The organism is Tabrizicola sp., from assembly GCF_030694085.1.
Lineage (GTDB): Bacteria > Pseudomonadota > Alphaproteobacteria > Rhodobacterales > Rhodobacteraceae > Tabrizicola.
The window spans coordinates 1-16,158 of record NZ_JAUXZE010000005.1 but is presented as its reverse complement, the minus strand read 5'-3'; the positions used below and the strand labels follow the sequence as shown (position 1 = coordinate 16,158).

Genomic DNA, 16,158 nt, shown 5'->3' with positions numbered 1-16,158 from the left:
GGTGTCATTCCGCTTGCCGGAACCCCGCCCCCCGCCTAATCGGGGTGGCATGAGACTGTTATTCCTGGGCGATGTCGTAGGCCGGTCGGGTCGGGCGGCGGTAATCGAGCGGCTTGCGGGGCTTAGGGCCGCGTGGGGTTTGGATTTCGTCGTCGTAAACGGCGAAAACGCGAGCCAGGGCGCGGGTTTGACCGGCGACCATGCCAAGGAGTTGCTGGCGGCGGGGGCGGATTGCCTGACGCTGGGGGATCACGCCTTCGATCAGAAGGACATGCTGAGCTTCATCGAGCAGGAGCCACGGATCGTGCGGCCGCTGAATTTCTCGAAGGTCGCGCCGGGGCGGGGGTTTCGGGTGTTCGAGGCGACGCAGGGGCGGAAGGTGCTGGTGACGCAGGCGCTTGGTCAGGTGTTCATGAAGCGGCCCTTCGACGATCCGTTCAGCGCGCTGGAGACGGTTTTGAAGCAGCACACTCTGGGCGGTGTGGTGCAGGCGGCGATCGTGGATTTCCACGCCGAGGCCACGTCCGAGAAGATGGGGATGGGGCACTGGTGCGACGGGATGGCGTCGTTGGTCGTCGGCACGCATACCCATGTGCCGACCAGTGACACGATGATCCTGGGCAAGGGCACGGCCTATCAGTCCGACGCGGGCATGTGCGGCGATTATGACAGCGTCATCGGGATGGAGAAGCTGGAGCCGTTGCGTCGGTTCCTGACCGGGATGGCCAAGGGGCGGTTCGAGCCGGCGAACGGCGCGGCGACACTGTCGGGGGTCTATGTCGAGACGGATGACAGGACGGGGCTTGCGCAGAAGGTGCGGATGATCCGGGTCGGCGGCAAGTTGCAGGAGTCCGTGCCATGAGCGCGGTAGCGGGGACCGTGCCGCTGTCGGGCCGGGGCAAGCCGGGGCGCTGGTTCCTTGTGGGCGTGCTTCTGTGGCTGGGCATCGGCTGGGGCGCGACGCATCCGTTGGGCAAGATCGCCACGGAGACGGGGCATGGGCCCTTCGGGCTGATCTTCTGGCAGCAGGTGGTGATGGTCGTCGTGCTGGGCGCGATTGCACTGGTGCGGCGGAAGGGGATGAAGCTGACGGCCCCGGCGCTGCGGTTCTACGCCGTGGTGGCGGTGCTGGGCACGATCATTCCGAACGGGACGTTCTATGCGTCGGTGGCGCATCTGCCTTCGGGCGTCATGTCGATCATCATCGCGATGATCCCGATGCTGGCGTTTCCGATGGCGCTGGCCTTGGGGATGGACAGGTTCTCGGCGCTGCGGCTGGTCGGGCTGGTGATGGGGCTTCTGGGCGTGGGGCTGTTGGCGGCCCCCGGCGCGGCGCTGCCGGATGCGGCGATGCTGGGCTGGCTGCCGGTGGCGCTGGTGGGGCCGCTGTTCTACGCGATGGAGGCGACCTACGTGGCGCATCGCGGCACGCTGGGGATGGATGCCTTGCAGGCGATGCTTGGGGCCAGCCTGATGGGCCTGATCCTGTGCGCGCCGGTGATGCTGGCGCTGGACCAGAGCTATTCACCCTGGCCGCTGGGCCGGGATGATCTGGCGCTGGCGCTGTCGTCGGCGCTGCATGCGCTGCTTTATGCAAGCTATGTGTGGCTGGCGGCGACGGCGGGTGCGGTCTTTGCGGCGCAGTCGAGCTATCTGGTGACGGCGGCAGGGATGCTTTGGGCGATGGTCCTCTTGGGTGAGCGGCCGTCCGTCATGGTCTGGCTGGCGCTGGCCGTCATGCTGGCCGGCGTGGCGCTGGTGCAACCACGTGAGCGGGCGCAGCGGGTGGAGGCCTGATGTTCGGATTGTCCATTCCGGTCGAGTACCAGCCCTGGGTCGCCCTGGCGATCCTGGTGGTGATGTTCGTCCTCTTCGTGCTGGAGCGGACGCCGGTCGAGGTCACCGCCATCGGCGCAGCGGCGGCAATGCTGGTGCTGGGCATCCTGCCGGTGAAAGAGGCGACCTCGGTCCTGTCGAACCCGGCACCCTGGACCATCGCGCTGATGTTCCTGGTGATGGGCGGGATGGTGCGGACCGGGGCGGTCGAGGCCGTCATCACCGCGGTCGGACGGCATGCCGGGGACCGGCCGAAGACCACCATTGCAGTGCTGATCGGGACGACGGCAATTGCCTCGGCCTTCATGAACAACACGCCGCTGGTGGCCGTGATGATCCCGGTGGTGATCCAATTGGCGATGAAGCTTGGGACCGCTCCGTCCAAGCTATTGATCCCGCTTAGCTATATGACCGTGCTGGGGGGGATGATCTCGCTGATCGGGACCTCGACCAACATCCTGGTGGACGGGGTGGCGGCGGACCGGGGACTGGAGCACTTTGGACTTTTCGAGATCGCCCCGGTGGGGATCGCGGTGATGGTGGCGGGTGGCGTGTTCCTGGCGCTGTTCGGCAACCGTCTCTTGCCGGTGCGGCAGTCGATGGGGGTGCTTCTGAACGATCGGCGGAAGATGAAGTTCTTCACCGAGGTCGCGGTGCCCGAGGAAAGCCAGCTGATCGGCCAGCCAGTATTGGACATCGACATCTTCAAGCGTGAGGGCGTGCGCGTCATCGACGTGCTGCGGGGCGATGTATCGCTGCGGCGCGACCTGGCTCCGGTCACGTTGCAGGCGGGGGACCGGGTCGTGCTGCGGACCGAGATGACCGAACTGATGGGCCTCCATGCCCGCAAGGACGTGCATCTGGTCGACAAGCTGTCGTCGGTGAAGACCGAGACCGTCGAGGTGCTGATCGGGCCGGGCTGCCGGATGGAGGGCAACCGGCTGGGCGACCTGCGGCTTCGGCGGCGCTATGGGGTCTACGTGCTGGCGGTGCATCGGCGGAACCAGAATATCGGGCGGCAGCTTGACGATCTGATCGTGCGGGTCGGGGATACGCTCCTGCTGGAGGGCACGATCGAGGACATCCAGCGCCTTGCGGCGGACATGGACCTGGTGGACGTGAACCGGCCGCGGGTCATGGCGTTCCGCCGCGCGAAGGCGCCGATCGCGCTGGCCGCACTGGCGCTGATCGTGGTCCTGTCGGCATTGGACCTGGCGCCGATCCTGCCCTTGGCGTTGCTGGCGGTGGCGGTGATTCTGGTGACGCAATGTGTCGACAGTGACGAGGCCTTCAGCTTCGTCGATGGGCGCTTGCTGGCGATGATCTTCGCGATGCTTGCGGTGGGAGAGGGGCTGGAGCAGTCGGGCGCGGTCGAGATGATGGTGATCAACGTGGCCCCGTGGCTGGAAGGAATGGGGCCCTTCATGCTGATCCTTGCGGTCTATTTCATCGGCCTCGTGCTGACCGAATTCCTGTCCAACAACGCGGTCGCGGTGATTTATACTCCGGTCGCCATCGAATTGGCCGAGAAGCTGGGCCATGATCCGCGACCCTTCGTGGTGGCGGTGATGTTCTCGGCCACACTCGCCTTTGCGACCCCGGTGGGGTATCAGACCAACATGATGGTCTACGGGCCGGGCGGATATCGCTTCAGCGACTTCACCAGGGTCGGTCTGCCGCTGAACATCATTGTCATGCTGGTGAGTTGCGCGTTGATCCCGCTGATCTGGCCGCTTTGATCCGGTTTATACAGGAGACTGACATGCGGACATTTCTGCTGGTCCTTGCCCTTGGCGGATGTGCCGCGCTTCAGGCGAACCCGGTGCCGCTGGCAGCGCGGCTGTCGGCGGATGTGCTGGTGCTGACCCTGTCGGATGGGACAACTTGCCGGGCGCGCTGGGCCGAGGCTGGCGGGGCCGGGCGGTTCGACGAGTGCGGACCGGGTTTCGGCTATGCAGTCGATGTGGTCGAGAACCCGAACATCCTGCGCCAGCTTTTCACCGGCCTGACCGAGGCGCTGGGGGCCGAGGGTGTTTCGCCTCCGATGGCCGAGGTGGTGATCACCGATGCCAACGGACGCGACCATGTCTTTGTCACGCCGCCCCCGGCTGACCTGTCGGACGACTGAGGGCCGGCTCGTCGTGCGTCTTCGACTTCTCCTCGCCTGCGACGAGGGACGCAGTCACCGAGGAGCGTTTCGGGGCGCGGGGGTTGCTTCCCTGCGGGGCGGCGGTGTAATGGACGCCATCACCGAAATCGGACCGAGGTAAGGCCAAATGGCAGGCCATTCTAAATGGGCGAACATCCAGCATCGCAAGGGCAAGCAGGACAAGCTGCGCTCGAAGATGTTTTCCAAGCTGGCGAAGGAAATCACCGTCGCGGCCAAGATGGGGATGCCTGACCCCGACATGAACCCGCGGCTGCGGCTGGCGATCAAGGCCGCCAAGGCCGTGTCGATGCCGAAGGACGTGATCGACCGCGCGATCAAGAAGTCGCAGATGGGCGATGGGGCGGACTATACCGAGATCCGGTACGAGGGTTACGGCGTGAACGGGATCGCGGTGATCGTCGAGACGATGACGGACAATGTGAACCGCACCGCGTCGAACGTGCGGTCCTATTTCAGCAAGTGTGGCGGGAACCTGGGCACCACGGGCAGCGTCGCGCACAGCTTTGACCGGGTGGGCGAGATTTCCTATCCGGCCTCGGTCGGGTCGGCTGACGACGTGATGATGGCGGCGCTGGACGCCGGGGCGGACGACGTGGAATCTGACGAGGACGGCCACTGGATCTATTGCCAGGTCGAGAGCCTGTCCGAAGTCTCGGACGCTCTGGAAAAGGCGCTGGGGGAATCGACGGAGTCGAAACTGGTCTGGCGGCCCCAGACGCGCACCGAGGTCGATCTGGATACCGCGCAGAAGCTGATGCGGTTGATCGATCTTCTGGAGGAAGACGACGACGTGCAGACGGTGACGCACAACTTCGACGTCCCCGAGGACGTGGCGGCACAGCTTTAATTCCTTCACGCCCCTTGCTTTTTGCGCGGATAAGGCGCATGTGCAGGGGGCAATAGCTTCTTCTCTTTCGTTCTACTGTCTGCTTCGGCCTTCAGCTTCGATCGTGACGACACTAGGCCAGGCCACCGCACGCTGCGGGTGGCATACATGACAGGAGACATCACGATGGCCAATGGCACCGTGAAATGGTTCAACGCCACCAAAGGCTTCGGCTTCATCGCTCCCGCGGGCGGTTCCAAGGACGTTTTCGTCCACGTGACCGCGCTTGAGCGTGCGGGCATCCGCTCGCTGCCCGATGGGCAGGCCGTGACCTATGACATCGAGCAGGATCGCAACGGCCGGGAATCGGCTGTGAACCTGGCTCTGGCGTAAGCCTTATCCCTTCGGGGACCAGGGAACGGGGGTGGCGCAAGCCGCCCCCGTTTTCTATTGCACCAGGCTCTGCTGTGCCATCCGGCGGATCGACTGGGTCACCGGGGCCAGCGCCGGGGCAGCAAGGCGGGTGAACTGCCAGTGCAGGGCAACGTCGAGGGGGGTATCCGGGATCAGCTCGACCAATGCGCCCGAGGCAAGATGCGGGGCGATCAGCGGCTGGGGGTTCATGCCCCAGGCGAGACCCGCAAGGCAGGCATCGACGAAGGCCTGCGACGAGGCCATGCGGTGTCTCGGCAGGGCCTGGCGCGTGCCGGTCCGCCCTGTGACCCAGCGGTCCTGCAGTTGGTCCTTGTCCGAGAATGTCAGAGTGGGGGCGAGCAACAGGGCCTGAGCCGTGACACCCTGCGGGAACCAGCGGGCGACATAGTCGGGCGACGCCGTGGCGCGGTAGCGCAAGCTGCCGAGCGTCAGCGTATCGCAGCCCTGCAAGGGGCCTGGGTGCGAGGTGATGGCGGCGACCACCTCACCCTTCCGCAGCCAGTCCTGGCTGACGTCCTGGTCGTCGATGACAAGATCGAAGAGGAAACCTTCGGTCGCGGCAAGGGCCGGGATGATCCAGGTCGCAAGGCTGTCGGCGTTGACGGCTATGCGCAGAGTGGCGGGCCCGGGAAGGAAGCCGGGCAGGTCCTGGGCCAGCGTGCGCTCCAGCAGAGCGATCTCGTCATGGTGGCGGATGAGGCGCAGGCCCGCCTCGGTCGCGCGGCAAGGCTGGCCACGGCGGACCAGGAGGGTTCCGGTCGCCTCTTCCAGCGCCTTGATCCGCTGTGAGATGGCGGAGGGCGTGACGTGCAACTCGGCCGCGGCAAGGTCGAAGGCGCCCCGGCGATGGATCGCGGCAAGAGCGGCAAGCTGGGCCGGATCGATCATTAAGTTTCGCTAATCTTTGATTAGGAAGATTACCTGGATTGTGCCGCGCGGTCGGCATAGGTCAAGGGAAATGGAGGGTTACATGGCAGAAATCGATCTTGCGGTGCTCTTGCGGACGATGGAGCCGGTGCTGCATCCCGAACCCTATGGCTATGGCGTCTGGACTGGCGGAATTCTGTTGATCACACCCTTCGCCACGGTCACCGAGCAGGAGGGTATGACTGTGGTCGCCCCCCTGGCAGAGATGCGGGAGGCCGGATTTCAGTCCGACCCCTGGGCGCGGATCAGCCTGACGGTGCAGTCCGACCTTGCGGCTGTGGGGCTGACGGCGGCCCTGGCGGGTGCCCTGGGACGGGAGGGGATCAGCTGCAACGTGATTGCAGGCTACCATCACGACCACCTTTTCGTGCAGTGGGATCGTCGGGAAGACGCCCTGGCGGCGCTGAGGCGGCTTGCAGTTGCTTGAAGCGGCAGTGAATGGCTATCTGGTCGGCCTTAGCCTGATCCTTGCGATCGGGTCTCAGAATGCGTTCGTGTTGCGGCAGGGGCTGCGAAGGGAGCATCTGGCCGCGGTGGTGGCGGTCTGCGCGATCTCGGACGCGGTGCTGATCGGGGCGGGGGTGGCGGGATTCGGGTCCCTGAGTGCGGCGGTTCCGTGGTTCGGCCAAGCGATGCGCTGGCTGGGGGTGGGGTTCCTGGCTGTCTACGGGGGCCTGCGGTTCCGGGCGGCCCTGCGGGGCGGCGAGGCCTTGCGGCCGTCGGAGGCAGGGTCGGCCCCCCTGGGGAAGGTGCTTGCGACCTGTCTGGTCCTGACCTGGGCCAACCCGCATGTCTATCTGGATGCGGTGGTGCTGATCGGGTCGATCTCGGCCCAGTATGCGCCGCATCAGGCGGTGTTCGGGGTCGCGGCGGCCTGTGCATCGTTGAGCTTTTTCACCGCGCTGGGGTTCGGAGCGCGGCTGCTGGCCCCGGTCTTCGCCCGGCCCGCGGCCTGGGTCTGGCTGGAGGTCGGCGTGGGGACGACGATGTGGGTCATCGCGACGGGTCTGGCCTTCGGGGCGTGAGGTGTCCTTGCAGGACGAGGGTGCGCGGCCCGGGAAGTCCGGGGGCTTGCCCTGCGGGCGCTCGGGAGGCGGCAACCATTATGCAACGGTGCGGTGCGCTGTAGCGCACCCTACGCGTATTTCGGCGGGTTGCCTTCGCCTTGCCGTTGGGCTTCTGTCCGGCCATGCGCGCCGTGAATGATCTTGGGCGGCCCCTTGAGGGGGCCTTGTGGATGGCGGGGGCCGGGCTGTCCTTTGTAGGGGTGAACGGGATTGTCCGTTACCTTGGAACCGAACTTCCGGCGGCGCAGTCGGCCTTCATCCGGTTCGGCTTTGGCCTGCTGTTCCTGCTGCCCGCCCTGTGGGCCATGCGAGGCATGCGGTTCGGCCCCGGCGTCGGGCAGATGTTTCTGGGCCGCGGGGCGCTGCATGTCGTCGCGGTCATCATGTGGTTCTATGCGATGGCCCGGGTCCCGGTGGCGGAGATGGCGGCGATTGCCTTCCTGGGGCCGGTAATGGTGCTGGTGATCGGGGGCCTTCTTCTGGGCGAGGGGCTGGGAGCGCGGCGGGTTGCGGCGGTGCTGGTGGCGGTGGTCGGCGGGTTGATCGTCCTGCGGCCAGGAGTGCGGGAATTGTCGCTGGGGCATCTGTCGCAGCTTGGGGCCACGATATTCTTCGCGATGAGTTACATCATCGCCAAACGGTTGAGCCGGGAGGCCTCGGCGTCGTCGATCGTGGCGGTCCTGTCGGTGACGGTGACGGTCGGGCTCTTGCCGCTGGCGGTGGCGCAGTGGCAGCCGGTGCGCTGGGAGCAATGCGCCTGGCTGGCGGCGGTCGCGGCACTGGCGACCTTGGGGCATTACGCGATGGCGAAGGCGTTTCGCGCCGCTCCGCTGGCGGTGACGCAGCCGGTCACGTTCCTGCAGCTGATCTGGGCGGCGCTGCTGGGCCTGCTTGCCTTTGGCGAGCCGGTCGAACCCTGGGTGCTGGCCGGGGGTGCGCTGATCATCCTGGCAATCAGCGTGAACACCTGGGCGGAAGCGCGGCGCGAACGGGCGACCCCGGCCCTGGTCGAGGACCCCTGAACGGGCGGTGGGCGGATCGCCCACCCTACGGATCGATCAGCGGCAGGGCATTTCGCCTGCCCGGGCCCAAGTCAGGTTTGCGCCAAAGAGGCCGGGGGGGTGCCACCTGTCTATCCGGCGGGCAAAGGCATCTCCCCAAGGATAATTGGAGCGCAGGCGTAGGGTGGGCGATGCGCCCACCCTTGGCCCGTTGCGAGCGGAACCGGATCAGCGCGCGGTCTGATCAGCGGGTGTGAAGGAAGCTTCCCTAGGGTCCCCGGCCAAGGTGATCCCGCGGAGGTTCTGATGCCCGATGAAACGACGATACTGTCGCTGCCCCTGATCCTTCCGGCGCAGGCGCAAAAGCATGTCACCCACAACGAGGCGCTGGTGAAGCTGGACCTGATGGTTCAGCTTGCGGTGATCAACCGGACGCTTACCACGCCGCCCGCCCTGCCGACGCTTGGCGACCGCCATATCGTGGCGGTCGGGGCGACGGGGCCCTGGGTCGGCCAGGCGGGGCGCATTGCGCTTTATACCGAGGCGGGGTGGCAGTTCACCCAGCCCCTGAACGGTTGGCAAGCCTACGTCATGGCCGAGAGCCAGATGGCCTTCTTCAACGGGCTGACCTGGATCGCGCTGTCGGACGGGCCGTTCACGGTGGGGCGACTGGGCGTCTCGGCTACCCCCGACGCGACGAACCGGCTGGCTGTCTCGTCCCCGGCGACACTGCTGAACCACGCCGGTTCGGGTCATCAGCTGAAGCTGAACAAGGCCGTGGCGGGTGATACGGCAACCCTTCTGTTCCAGACCGGCTTCAGTGGCCGGGCCGAGATGGGTACTGCCGGGTCGGATGATTTCAGCGTGAAGGTCAGCGCGGACGGATCGACCTTCTTCACGGCGCTGGAAGCGGAGGCGGGGACGGGCGAGGTCACACTGCCACAGCCGATGCATCTGGGCGGACAAGCGGCGGACCCCTTGGCACCACTGGACGGGACGTTGTGGCTGAACACCACCACGGGCGAGGTCAAGGTGCGCAGCGCCGGGGCGACCCAGCTGGTCGGAGGCGCTGGAAGTGGTGGTGTCAGCGACGGCGACAAGGGGGATGTCACCGTCTCGGGGTCGGGGGCGACCTGGACCATTGATGCCGGTGCAGTCACGCTGGGCAAGCTGGCCGACCTGTCGACCAGCACCATTCTTGGCCGCGCCTCGGCGGGCACAGGCAGCCCCGAGGCGCTGACGGCGACGCAGGTGCGCACGGTTCTGAACGTCGCGAACGGAGCGACGGCGAACGCGGCGGATGCTGTCCTGCTGAACCGGGCGAACCACACGGGGACCCAGGCTGCGGCGACGATCACCGGCCTTGCGGGCATCGCCACAAGCGGCTCTGCGACCGACCTGACGGCCGGGACGCTGCCTGCGGCACGGTTTGACGACACGGCGCACGGCACGCGGGCGGGAGGCACGCTGCACAGTGCGGCAACAGCTTCTGTCGCGGGCTTCATGTCGGCGTCGGACAAGACGAAACTGGACGGTGTGGCCACGGGGGCGAACAACTATGTCCACCCGAACCATTCGGGCGACGTGACATCGGTCGCGGATGGGGCGACGACCATTGCGGCCAATGCGGTGGGGTTCACCAAGCTGGCCGACATCGCCACCGACAGCCTGATCGGTCGCGACACGGCGGGGACCGGCGACCCGGAAGCGATCACCGTCACGGGCGGGATCGAGTTCAGCGGGACGGGGTCGATCAGGACCAGTGCCTTCACCGGGGATGTGACGAAAACGGCAGGGGGCACTGCGCTGACCATCGCGGCCAACGTGGTGGACAACGCAAAAGCCGCCGACATGGCCGCAAATACGATCAAGGCCAATGCCACGGGTGCGACGGCGGACCCCGCGGACCTGGCGGTCGGCACCAACGCGGTGGTGGGGCGCGTGGCGGGCAACATTGTCGCGGCGCAACTGGTGGATGCTCAGGTCGCCGCAGCGACGCTGACCAATGCGAAGCTGGCGAACGTGGCGACGGGCACGCTGAAAGGCCGGGCAACGGCGGGGACCGGCGCGCCGGAGGACCTGACGGGGGCGCAGGCGACAACGCTGCTGGACACGTTCTCCAGCGCGGCGAAGGGGTTGGCTCCGGCGTCGGGCGGGGGGACGGCCAACTTCCTGCGGGCGGACGGGACCTGGGCGGCACCTCCCGGCGGCGGCGGAGGTGTCAGCGATGGCGACAAGGGTGACATCACGGTCAGCGGGTCGGGGGCGACCTGGACAGTGGACGCGGACGCGGTGACGAACGCAAAGCTGGCAAACATGCCGGCAACGACGATCAAGGGCAACGCGACGGGTTCGGCTGCGGACCCAGCGGACCTGTCGGGAACGCAGGTGACGGCGCTACTGGATACGTTCTCCAGCGCGGCGAAGGGGTTGGCTCCAGCGTCTGGCGGGGGGACGGCCAACTTCCTGCGGGCGGACGGGACCTGGGCGGCACCTGCGGGCGGGGGTGGTGGCTCTCCCGGTGGGGCCAGCGGCGCGGTCCAGTTCAACAATGCGGGCAGCTTCGCGGGTGCGGCGGATGTCGAGATCGAGGGTGGGCAGTTGCGCCTGCCGGCGATCGCGACGCCAACGGCCCCTGCTGCGGGCGGCGTGAAGCTGTTCGGGCGCGATGTGGCCGGGCGCGTTCTACCTGCTGTCATGGGACCATCGGGTCTGGACTCCTCGTTGCAGCCGTTCTTCGGGCGCAACAAGATGGGACTTTTCGTCCCGGCAGGGAACGGCGGCGCGGATACGCAGATGGGGCTGGTGATCTCGGCCACCGGGACGGCGACGACCGAGAACGTGGGCACGAGCAGCTTGCACAACTATATGCGCCGGCGGTCCTGGCGGGTGACCACAGCCGCGACCACCGCCGTCGCGGGCATCCGCGGCGGTGCGTTGCAGTTCACCGTCGGTGGTCCTTCGGCGGGGCTGGGCGGGTTCCACCTGGTCTGGCGCTGGGGTCCGGCGACGGGCGTCACCAATGCCTCGCACCGGGCCTTCGTGGGGATGCGCAACTCGACTGCGGCGCCGACGGACGTCAACCCGTCGACCCTGACCAACATCTGCGGGATGGGCTACGACAGCGCCGATACCAACATCCAGTTCATGTACAACGACGGGACCGGAACGGCGACAAAGGTCGACCTGGGCGCAAGCTTCCCGAAGCCGAGTGCCGACCTGACCTCGGTCTACGAGATCGCGATGTTCGCGCGCCCCGGCACGACGCAGTCGCTGAGCTATGAGGTGACAAACCTGGTTTCGGGCGCGGTGGCGACCGGGACGGTCACGACCGACCTGCCGACGACCACGACGCTGATCAACCCCTACAGCTACATGAGCGTGGGCGGCGTGTCGTCGGTCATCGGCATTGCGACCATGAGCCTCTACATCGAGACGGACTACTGAGATGACCTTGCATGTTCTGTTCACTGAAGACGGGATTCCGGGCTGGATCGGGGACGCCCCGCGCGAGGGGAGCGAGGCCATCGAGGGGCTGACCGTCGATTTCCTGTCGGCCCATCGCCGGACCGCTCGGGGCAAATGGGTGGTGCGGGCAGCCCCGGTGGGGCTGGAGCGCTCTGCCGAAGACCTGGCGGCTGCGGCTGCGGCGGACTATCGGGCGGCGCTTGCCGACCGGGACCAGTCGGTTCGCGCAGCACTTGCGGTCGAGGCCGATCCGCTGTTCTTCCGCTGGCAGCGCGAAGAGACCACGCGCGAGGACTGGCTGGCTGCCGTCGCCGCAGTCAGAGCGCGCTTTCCCAGGCCGGAACGTCTCTGAGCCAAAGCCGGGCCTGTCCCGTGCGGATGGGCCCGGTTTGACAGGTGCCGGATGCCTGCATAGACATGCCCCCTAAGCATGAGGGCAGCACGATGCGCATCGCGATGGTGGGGACGGGATATGTCGGGCTTGTCTCGGGAGCGTGCTTTTCCGACTTCGGGCACGAGGTGGTCTGCGTCGACAAGGATGCCGCCAAGATCGGGCGCCTGTCGCGGGGCGAGGTGCCGATCTTCGAGCCGGGGCTGGAGGCACTGATCGCGAAGAATGCTGCGGCGGGGCGTCTGTCCTTCAAGACGGATCTTGGCGCGGCAGTGGCCGGGGCCGAGGCGGTGTTCATCGCCGTCGGCACGCCGACCCGGCGCGGCGACGGCCATGCCGACCTGAGCTATGTCATGGCTGCCGCAGCTGATATCGGCAGGGCGTTGACGGGATATGCAGCGGTGGTGACGAAATCCACCGTGCCGGTCGGCACCAACCGCAAGGTGGCAGAGGCGTTGCTGGCGGCAAACCCGGCGGCCGAGTTCGATGTCGTATCGAACCCCGAATTCCTGCGGGAGGGCGCGGCCATCGACGACTTCATGCGCCCCGACCGGGTGATCGTCGGGGTCGAGACAGCGCGCGCGCGCAAGGTCATGGCCGAGCTTTACCGCCCCCTGTCGCTGCGCGAATTCCCGATGGTCTACACCGGCCTGGAAAGCGCCGAGATGATCAAATATGCGGCCAATGCCTTCCTTGCCACCAAGATCACCTTCATCAACGAGATGGCGGCCCTGTGCGAAAAGGTCGGCGCGGATGTGAAGATGGTGGCCAGGGGCATCGGGATGGATGGCCGCATCGGCGACAAGTTCCTTCATGCCGGACCGGGCTACGGGGGCAGCTGCTTTCCAAAGGATACCAAAGCCTTGGCGCGGATCGGGCAGGAACATGCAGCGCCGATGCAGATCGTCGAGACGGTGATAAAGGTCAACGAGGAAGTGAAGCGCCGGATGATCGACAAGATTGTCGATCTGTGTGGCGGAACCCTGCGCGACAAGACCATCGCTGTCCTGGGCGTGACCTTCAAGCCGAACACCGACGACATGCGGGACGCTCCAGCGCTGACGATCATCCCGGCTCTGGTGGGCGCGGGTGCCAAGGTGCGGATCAGCGACCCGCAGGGGCGCCACGAAGGCGAGGCGCTTCTGCCGGGGGTGAAGTGGATCGAGAACCCTTACCAGGCCGCCAACGACGCCGATCTGGTGGTCCTTCTGACGGAATGGAACGAGTTTCGCGGGCTGGACCTGGCAAAGCTGGCGCGGAAGATGGCGACCCCGCAGATGGCTGACCTGCGCAACATCTACGACCCGGCAGAAGTGCGCGAGGCCGGCTTCACGGCCTATGTCGGCGTGGGGCGCTAAGGTTTTTAGCCAGCTTTGCCGAAAATCGCGGGGAAACGCCGTGATTGCGCCCAGATTGCTTCACCTGCCGTAACCGCTTTCAAGCGCAGTCTTCTCCCTGGGTACATGGGTGTGTGACTGGGGCCGAAAGTGATCAACTTTCAGGTGGTAGAGGTATTTTCTGCGGCGCCATTGCACATGGTGTCCGGCATCTCCGACCTGGAGCTGGTGGTTCAGAATGGCCGGGTGATGCTTTACACCGCCACGCGTGCCGGGGGTGGGGTCCTGGCGCTGGACGTGACAGGCGCGATGACGCTGGTCGACCAGGAAAGCCTGGCACCGGGCTCGTCCCTGCCGGCCGAGGCTGTGCTGGAGACGGTAACCATCAATGGTGCGCGCCACCTGGTCGTGACCGGGGGCAGCACGGCAGGCGTGATGGCCTATGGCCTGGGCGGCGACGGGGCGCTGCTTGCGCCGATGCAGATGCCGGGAAGCCTGTGGGGCGCGCTGTCGGCGCAAAGCGTGGTGCAGGTCGGGGGGCAGACCTTCTTTTACGCCGCGCGGTCGGGTGAAAGCACGATCCACGCCTATTCGGTCGCGCCCAACGGGGCAATGACGCTGGTCGGCCTGCGTGTGCTGGACGGGGCGCATACGGGCGTCGACATCTCGTCACTGGTGCCGGTCACGGTGGGCGGCAACCGGTTCATGATCAGCTTGTCGCTGGAAGCGGACGTCGTGCGCGCCTTCCCGGTGGGTGCGAACGGGGCACTGGGCAACCCGCGGATGATCGGCGCGCCGAACGGACTGGGGATCAACGATCCGTCGGACGTGAAGGTCGTCGAAATGGCGGGGGTGACCTATCTGGTCGTGGCTTCGGCCGGATCGTCCTCGGTCAGCGTGCTGGGCATCGGGACCACCGGTGCGATGTGGGTTGCGGATCACGTCGTCGACACCCTGGACACCCGGTTCCAGGGGGTGCAGGCCCTGGCCACCGCCACAGTTGGCGACCGCGTCTTCGTCATCGCGGGTGGCGGCGACGAGGGGCTTACGGTGATGACACTGATGCCCGATGGCCGACTGATAAGTTGCGGACAGCTGCTGCAGACCCCCGGCGTGATGTTGGACAACATCACCGCAATGACGGCGCAGGTGGTGAACGGCATGATTGAGCTTTTCGTCACCGGCGAGGGCAGGGGGATCACCCGGCTGCAGCTTGATCCCGGCCCGCTGTCGCCGATCCAGACCGGCAGCCCGGTCCCGGCTTCGCTAAGCGGGACCACCGGGTCGGACATGATCCTGGGCGGCGACGGGGATGAAGTGATCGAAGGTGGGCAGGGTGCGGATATCCTGTCGGACGGTGCGGGACAGGACACGCTGTTCGGCGGCGCTGGCGCCGACACCTTCGTGTTGACCGCTGATGGGGCGTTTGACGTGATCGCGGACTTCCAGCTGGGCACCGACCGCCTGGACCTGTCCGGCTGGGGGCCGATCCACTCGCTGGCTGCGCTGACGATCACGGCAACTGCTACGGGCGCGACGATTTCCTACGGCGAGGAGGTGCTGGAGCTGCGCACTCCCAATGGCCAGCCGCTTCTGCCGGCAAGCTTCCAGCTCAAGGACTTCATCAGCCTCTGGCACGCACTGCCCTCGGCTTCCGACCCCGAGAATCTGATCTTCGGCACCAACCAGGTGGACTACCTGCAGGGCGGATCCGGCGACGACATGTTCATGGTCTCGTCCGGCGCCGACACCATCGAGGGTGGCGCGGGCTTCGACACCATCGTTCTAACCCGCGCGACCGGCGCGGTGCGGGTGAACCTGGAGAGCCTGAACCACAACACCAACATCGCGGCCGGGCAGACCTATGTCTCGATCGAAGGGATCATCGGGTCGGCGTTCTCGGACCAGCTGACCGGCAACAGCCTGGCCAACCGCATCGATGGTGCGGAAGGCAATGACCGGCTGTCTGGCGGGGCAGGGGCCGACAGCCTGTTCGGCGGCCTCGGCAACGATTCGCTTTTCGGCGGCACAGGGGCGGACCTGCTGGATGGCGGGATCGGCCGCGACCGTGTCAGCTACCGCGAATCCGTCATCGGCCTGGTGGCCGATCTGGGTCAGCCGGATCGAAACACCGGTGAGGCGGCAGGCGACATCTACGTTGCGATCGAGGATCTGGAAGGGTCGGGCTACCATGATACCCTCGCGGGCGATGCGCAAGCCAACCAGATCTTCGGGATGGAGGGGAACGACCGCATCGAAGGGCGTCTGGGCAACGATTCCCTCTTCGGCGGCGAGGGGAACGATACGCTTCAGGGCGACGCAGGTGGCGACCGGTTGGACGGTGGCGCCGGCATCGACTTCGCCAGCTATGAAAGCAGCCCGGTTGCGATCCGCCTTGACCTGACCAATGCGGCGCTGACCACCGGCGATGCGGTGGGCGACACCTACGTGTCGATCGAGGGCTTCATCCTCAGCGCCTTCGCGGACACATTTGTCGGCACCGATCTGGCCGATCGGGCCATCGGTGGTGGGGGGAATGACACGCTTTCTGGTCGGGGTGGGTCTGACTGGCTGTCCGGGGGTGCGGGGAACGACACGCTTTACGGCGGGGAGGGGGATGACACGCTTTTGGGGGGGGCGGGGTCGGACCGGCTGGAGGGGGGTCTTGGGCGCGATCTTGTCAGCCACGCCGATGCGGCG

Annotated in this window: 14 protein-coding genes; 13 read left to right on the top strand and 1 reads right to left on the bottom strand. The window is 66.6% G+C overall.

The window, feature by feature from the left end:
• Positions 1-49 precede the first annotated feature (49 nt).
• The 6 genes from Q8M85_RS00385 to Q8M85_RS00360 all read left to right on the top strand — a co-directional run bounded on the left by Q8M85_RS00385 (position 50) and on the right by Q8M85_RS00360 (position 5,225).
• Positions 50-862 carry a TIGR00282 family metallophosphoesterase gene (locus Q8M85_RS00385; RefSeq protein ID WP_305538946.1) on the top strand — a complete coding sequence of 271 codons (813 nt, stop codon included), beginning with the start codon at positions 50-52 and terminating at the stop codon, positions 860-862.
• Positions 859-1,797: a DMT family transporter gene (locus Q8M85_RS00380; RefSeq protein ID WP_305538945.1), complete on the top strand. Its 939-nt coding sequence runs from the start codon at positions 859-861 to the stop codon at positions 1,795-1,797. The genes Q8M85_RS00385 and Q8M85_RS00380 overlap by 4 nt, the downstream gene beginning before the upstream one ends.
• Entirely contained in the window at positions 1,797-3,575 is a 1,779-nt protein-coding gene (locus Q8M85_RS00375) for an SLC13 family permease (RefSeq protein ID WP_305538944.1), read from the top strand. The genes Q8M85_RS00380 and Q8M85_RS00375 overlap by 1 nt, the downstream gene beginning before the upstream one ends.
• Positions 3,576-3,598: 23 nt before the next feature.
• Positions 3,599-3,964: a hypothetical protein gene (locus Q8M85_RS00370; protein WP_305538943.1), complete on the top strand. Its 366-nt coding sequence runs from the start codon at positions 3,599-3,601 to the stop codon at positions 3,962-3,964.
• A gap of 148 nt (positions 3,965-4,112) precedes the next feature.
• Entirely contained in the window at positions 4,113-4,853 is a 741-nt protein-coding gene (locus Q8M85_RS00365) for a YebC/PmpR family DNA-binding transcriptional regulator (protein WP_305538942.1), read from the top strand.
• A gap of 165 nt (positions 4,854-5,018) precedes the next feature.
• Positions 5,019-5,225 (top strand): cold-shock protein, encoded by a 207-nt coding sequence (locus tag Q8M85_RS00360; RefSeq protein WP_103258861.1) that lies wholly within the window; start codon positions 5,019-5,021, stop codon positions 5,223-5,225.
• A 54-nt stretch (positions 5,226-5,279) separates the two neighbouring features.
• On the opposite strand, the gene Q8M85_RS00355 is transcribed toward Q8M85_RS00360, so the two are convergent.
• Entirely contained in the window at positions 5,280-6,155 is an 876-nt protein-coding gene (locus Q8M85_RS00355) for a LysR family transcriptional regulator ArgP (RefSeq protein WP_305538941.1), read from the bottom strand.
• Between the two features lie 82 nt (positions 6,156-6,237).
• Between Q8M85_RS00355 and Q8M85_RS00350 the strand changes: the two genes are divergently transcribed.
• From Q8M85_RS00350 to Q8M85_RS00320, 7 genes are all read left to right on the top strand, one after another.
• Positions 6,238-6,621: an ACT domain-containing protein gene (locus tag Q8M85_RS00350; protein ID WP_305538940.1), complete on the top strand. Its 384-nt coding sequence runs from the start codon at positions 6,238-6,240 to the stop codon at positions 6,619-6,621.
• On the top strand, positions 6,614-7,219 hold the full coding sequence (locus Q8M85_RS00345; protein ID WP_305539117.1) for a LysE/ArgO family amino acid transporter: 606 nt from the start codon (positions 6,614-6,616) through the stop codon (positions 7,217-7,219). Before Q8M85_RS00350 ends, Q8M85_RS00345 begins: the two co-directional genes overlap by 8 nt.
• 164 nt (positions 7,220-7,383) lie before the next feature.
• The gene (locus Q8M85_RS00340; RefSeq protein ID WP_305538939.1) at positions 7,384-8,283 is read left to right on the top strand and encodes a DMT family transporter; all 900 of its coding nucleotides are present in this window, start codon (positions 7,384-7,386) and stop codon (positions 8,281-8,283) included.
• A gap of 285 nt (positions 8,284-8,568) precedes the next feature.
• The gene (locus Q8M85_RS00335; protein ID WP_305538938.1) at positions 8,569-11,709 is read left to right on the top strand and encodes a DUF2793 domain-containing protein; all 3,141 of its coding nucleotides are present in this window, start codon (positions 8,569-8,571) and stop codon (positions 11,707-11,709) included.
• A 1-nt stretch (position 11,710) separates the two neighbouring features.
• On the top strand, positions 11,711-12,082 hold the full coding sequence (locus Q8M85_RS00330; protein ID WP_305538937.1) for a hypothetical protein: 372 nt from the start codon (positions 11,711-11,713) through the stop codon (positions 12,080-12,082).
• A gap of 92 nt (positions 12,083-12,174) precedes the next feature.
• A complete protein-coding gene (locus Q8M85_RS00325) occupies positions 12,175-13,479 on the top strand; it encodes a UDP-glucose/GDP-mannose dehydrogenase family protein (protein ID WP_305539115.1) in 1,305 nt (434 codons plus the stop codon).
• 129 nt (positions 13,480-13,608) lie between these two features.
• Positions 13,609-16,158, top strand: a 2,550-nt coding sequence (locus Q8M85_RS00320; protein WP_305538936.1) for a calcium-binding protein, incomplete at its 3' end; no start/stop codon positions are given.

Excerpts from the sequence above, each read along its gene's own strand:
- Q8M85_RS00385 (WP_305538946.1), top strand. The coding sequence starts at position 50 with ATGAGACTGTTATTCCTGGGCGATGTCGTAGGCCGGTCGGGTCGGGCG.
- Q8M85_RS00350 (WP_305538940.1), top strand. The coding sequence starts at position 6,238 with ATGGCAGAAATCGATCTTGCGGTGCTCTTGCGGACGATGGAGCCGGTG.
- Q8M85_RS00380 (WP_305538945.1), top strand. The coding sequence starts at position 859 with ATGAGCGCGGTAGCGGGGACCGTGCCGCTGTCGGGCCGGGGCAAGCCG.
- Q8M85_RS00375 (WP_305538944.1), top strand. The coding sequence starts at position 1,797 with ATGTTCGGATTGTCCATTCCGGTCGAGTACCAGCCCTGGGTCGCCCTG.
- Q8M85_RS00330 (WP_305538937.1), top strand. The coding sequence starts at position 11,711 with ATGACCTTGCATGTTCTGTTCACTGAAGACGGGATTCCGGGCTGGATC.
- Q8M85_RS00365 (WP_305538942.1), top strand. The coding sequence starts at position 4,113 with ATGGCAGGCCATTCTAAATGGGCGAACATCCAGCATCGCAAGGGCAAG.
- Q8M85_RS00325 (WP_305539115.1), top strand. The coding sequence starts at position 12,175 with ATGCGCATCGCGATGGTGGGGACGGGATATGTCGGGCTTGTCTCGGGA.
- Q8M85_RS00340 (WP_305538939.1), top strand. The coding sequence starts at position 7,384 with ATGCGCGCCGTGAATGATCTTGGGCGGCCCCTTGAGGGGGCCTTGTGG.
- Q8M85_RS00355 (WP_305538941.1), bottom strand. The coding sequence starts at position 6,155 with ATGATCGATCCGGCCCAGCTTGCCGCTCTTGCCGCGATCCATCGCCGG.
- Q8M85_RS00335 (WP_305538938.1), top strand. The coding sequence starts at position 8,569 with ATGCCCGATGAAACGACGATACTGTCGCTGCCCCTGATCCTTCCGGCG.
- Q8M85_RS00370 (WP_305538943.1), top strand. The coding sequence starts at position 3,599 with ATGCGGACATTTCTGCTGGTCCTTGCCCTTGGCGGATGTGCCGCGCTT.
- Q8M85_RS00360 (WP_103258861.1), top strand. The coding sequence starts at position 5,019 with ATGGCCAATGGCACCGTGAAATGGTTCAACGCCACCAAAGGCTTCGGC.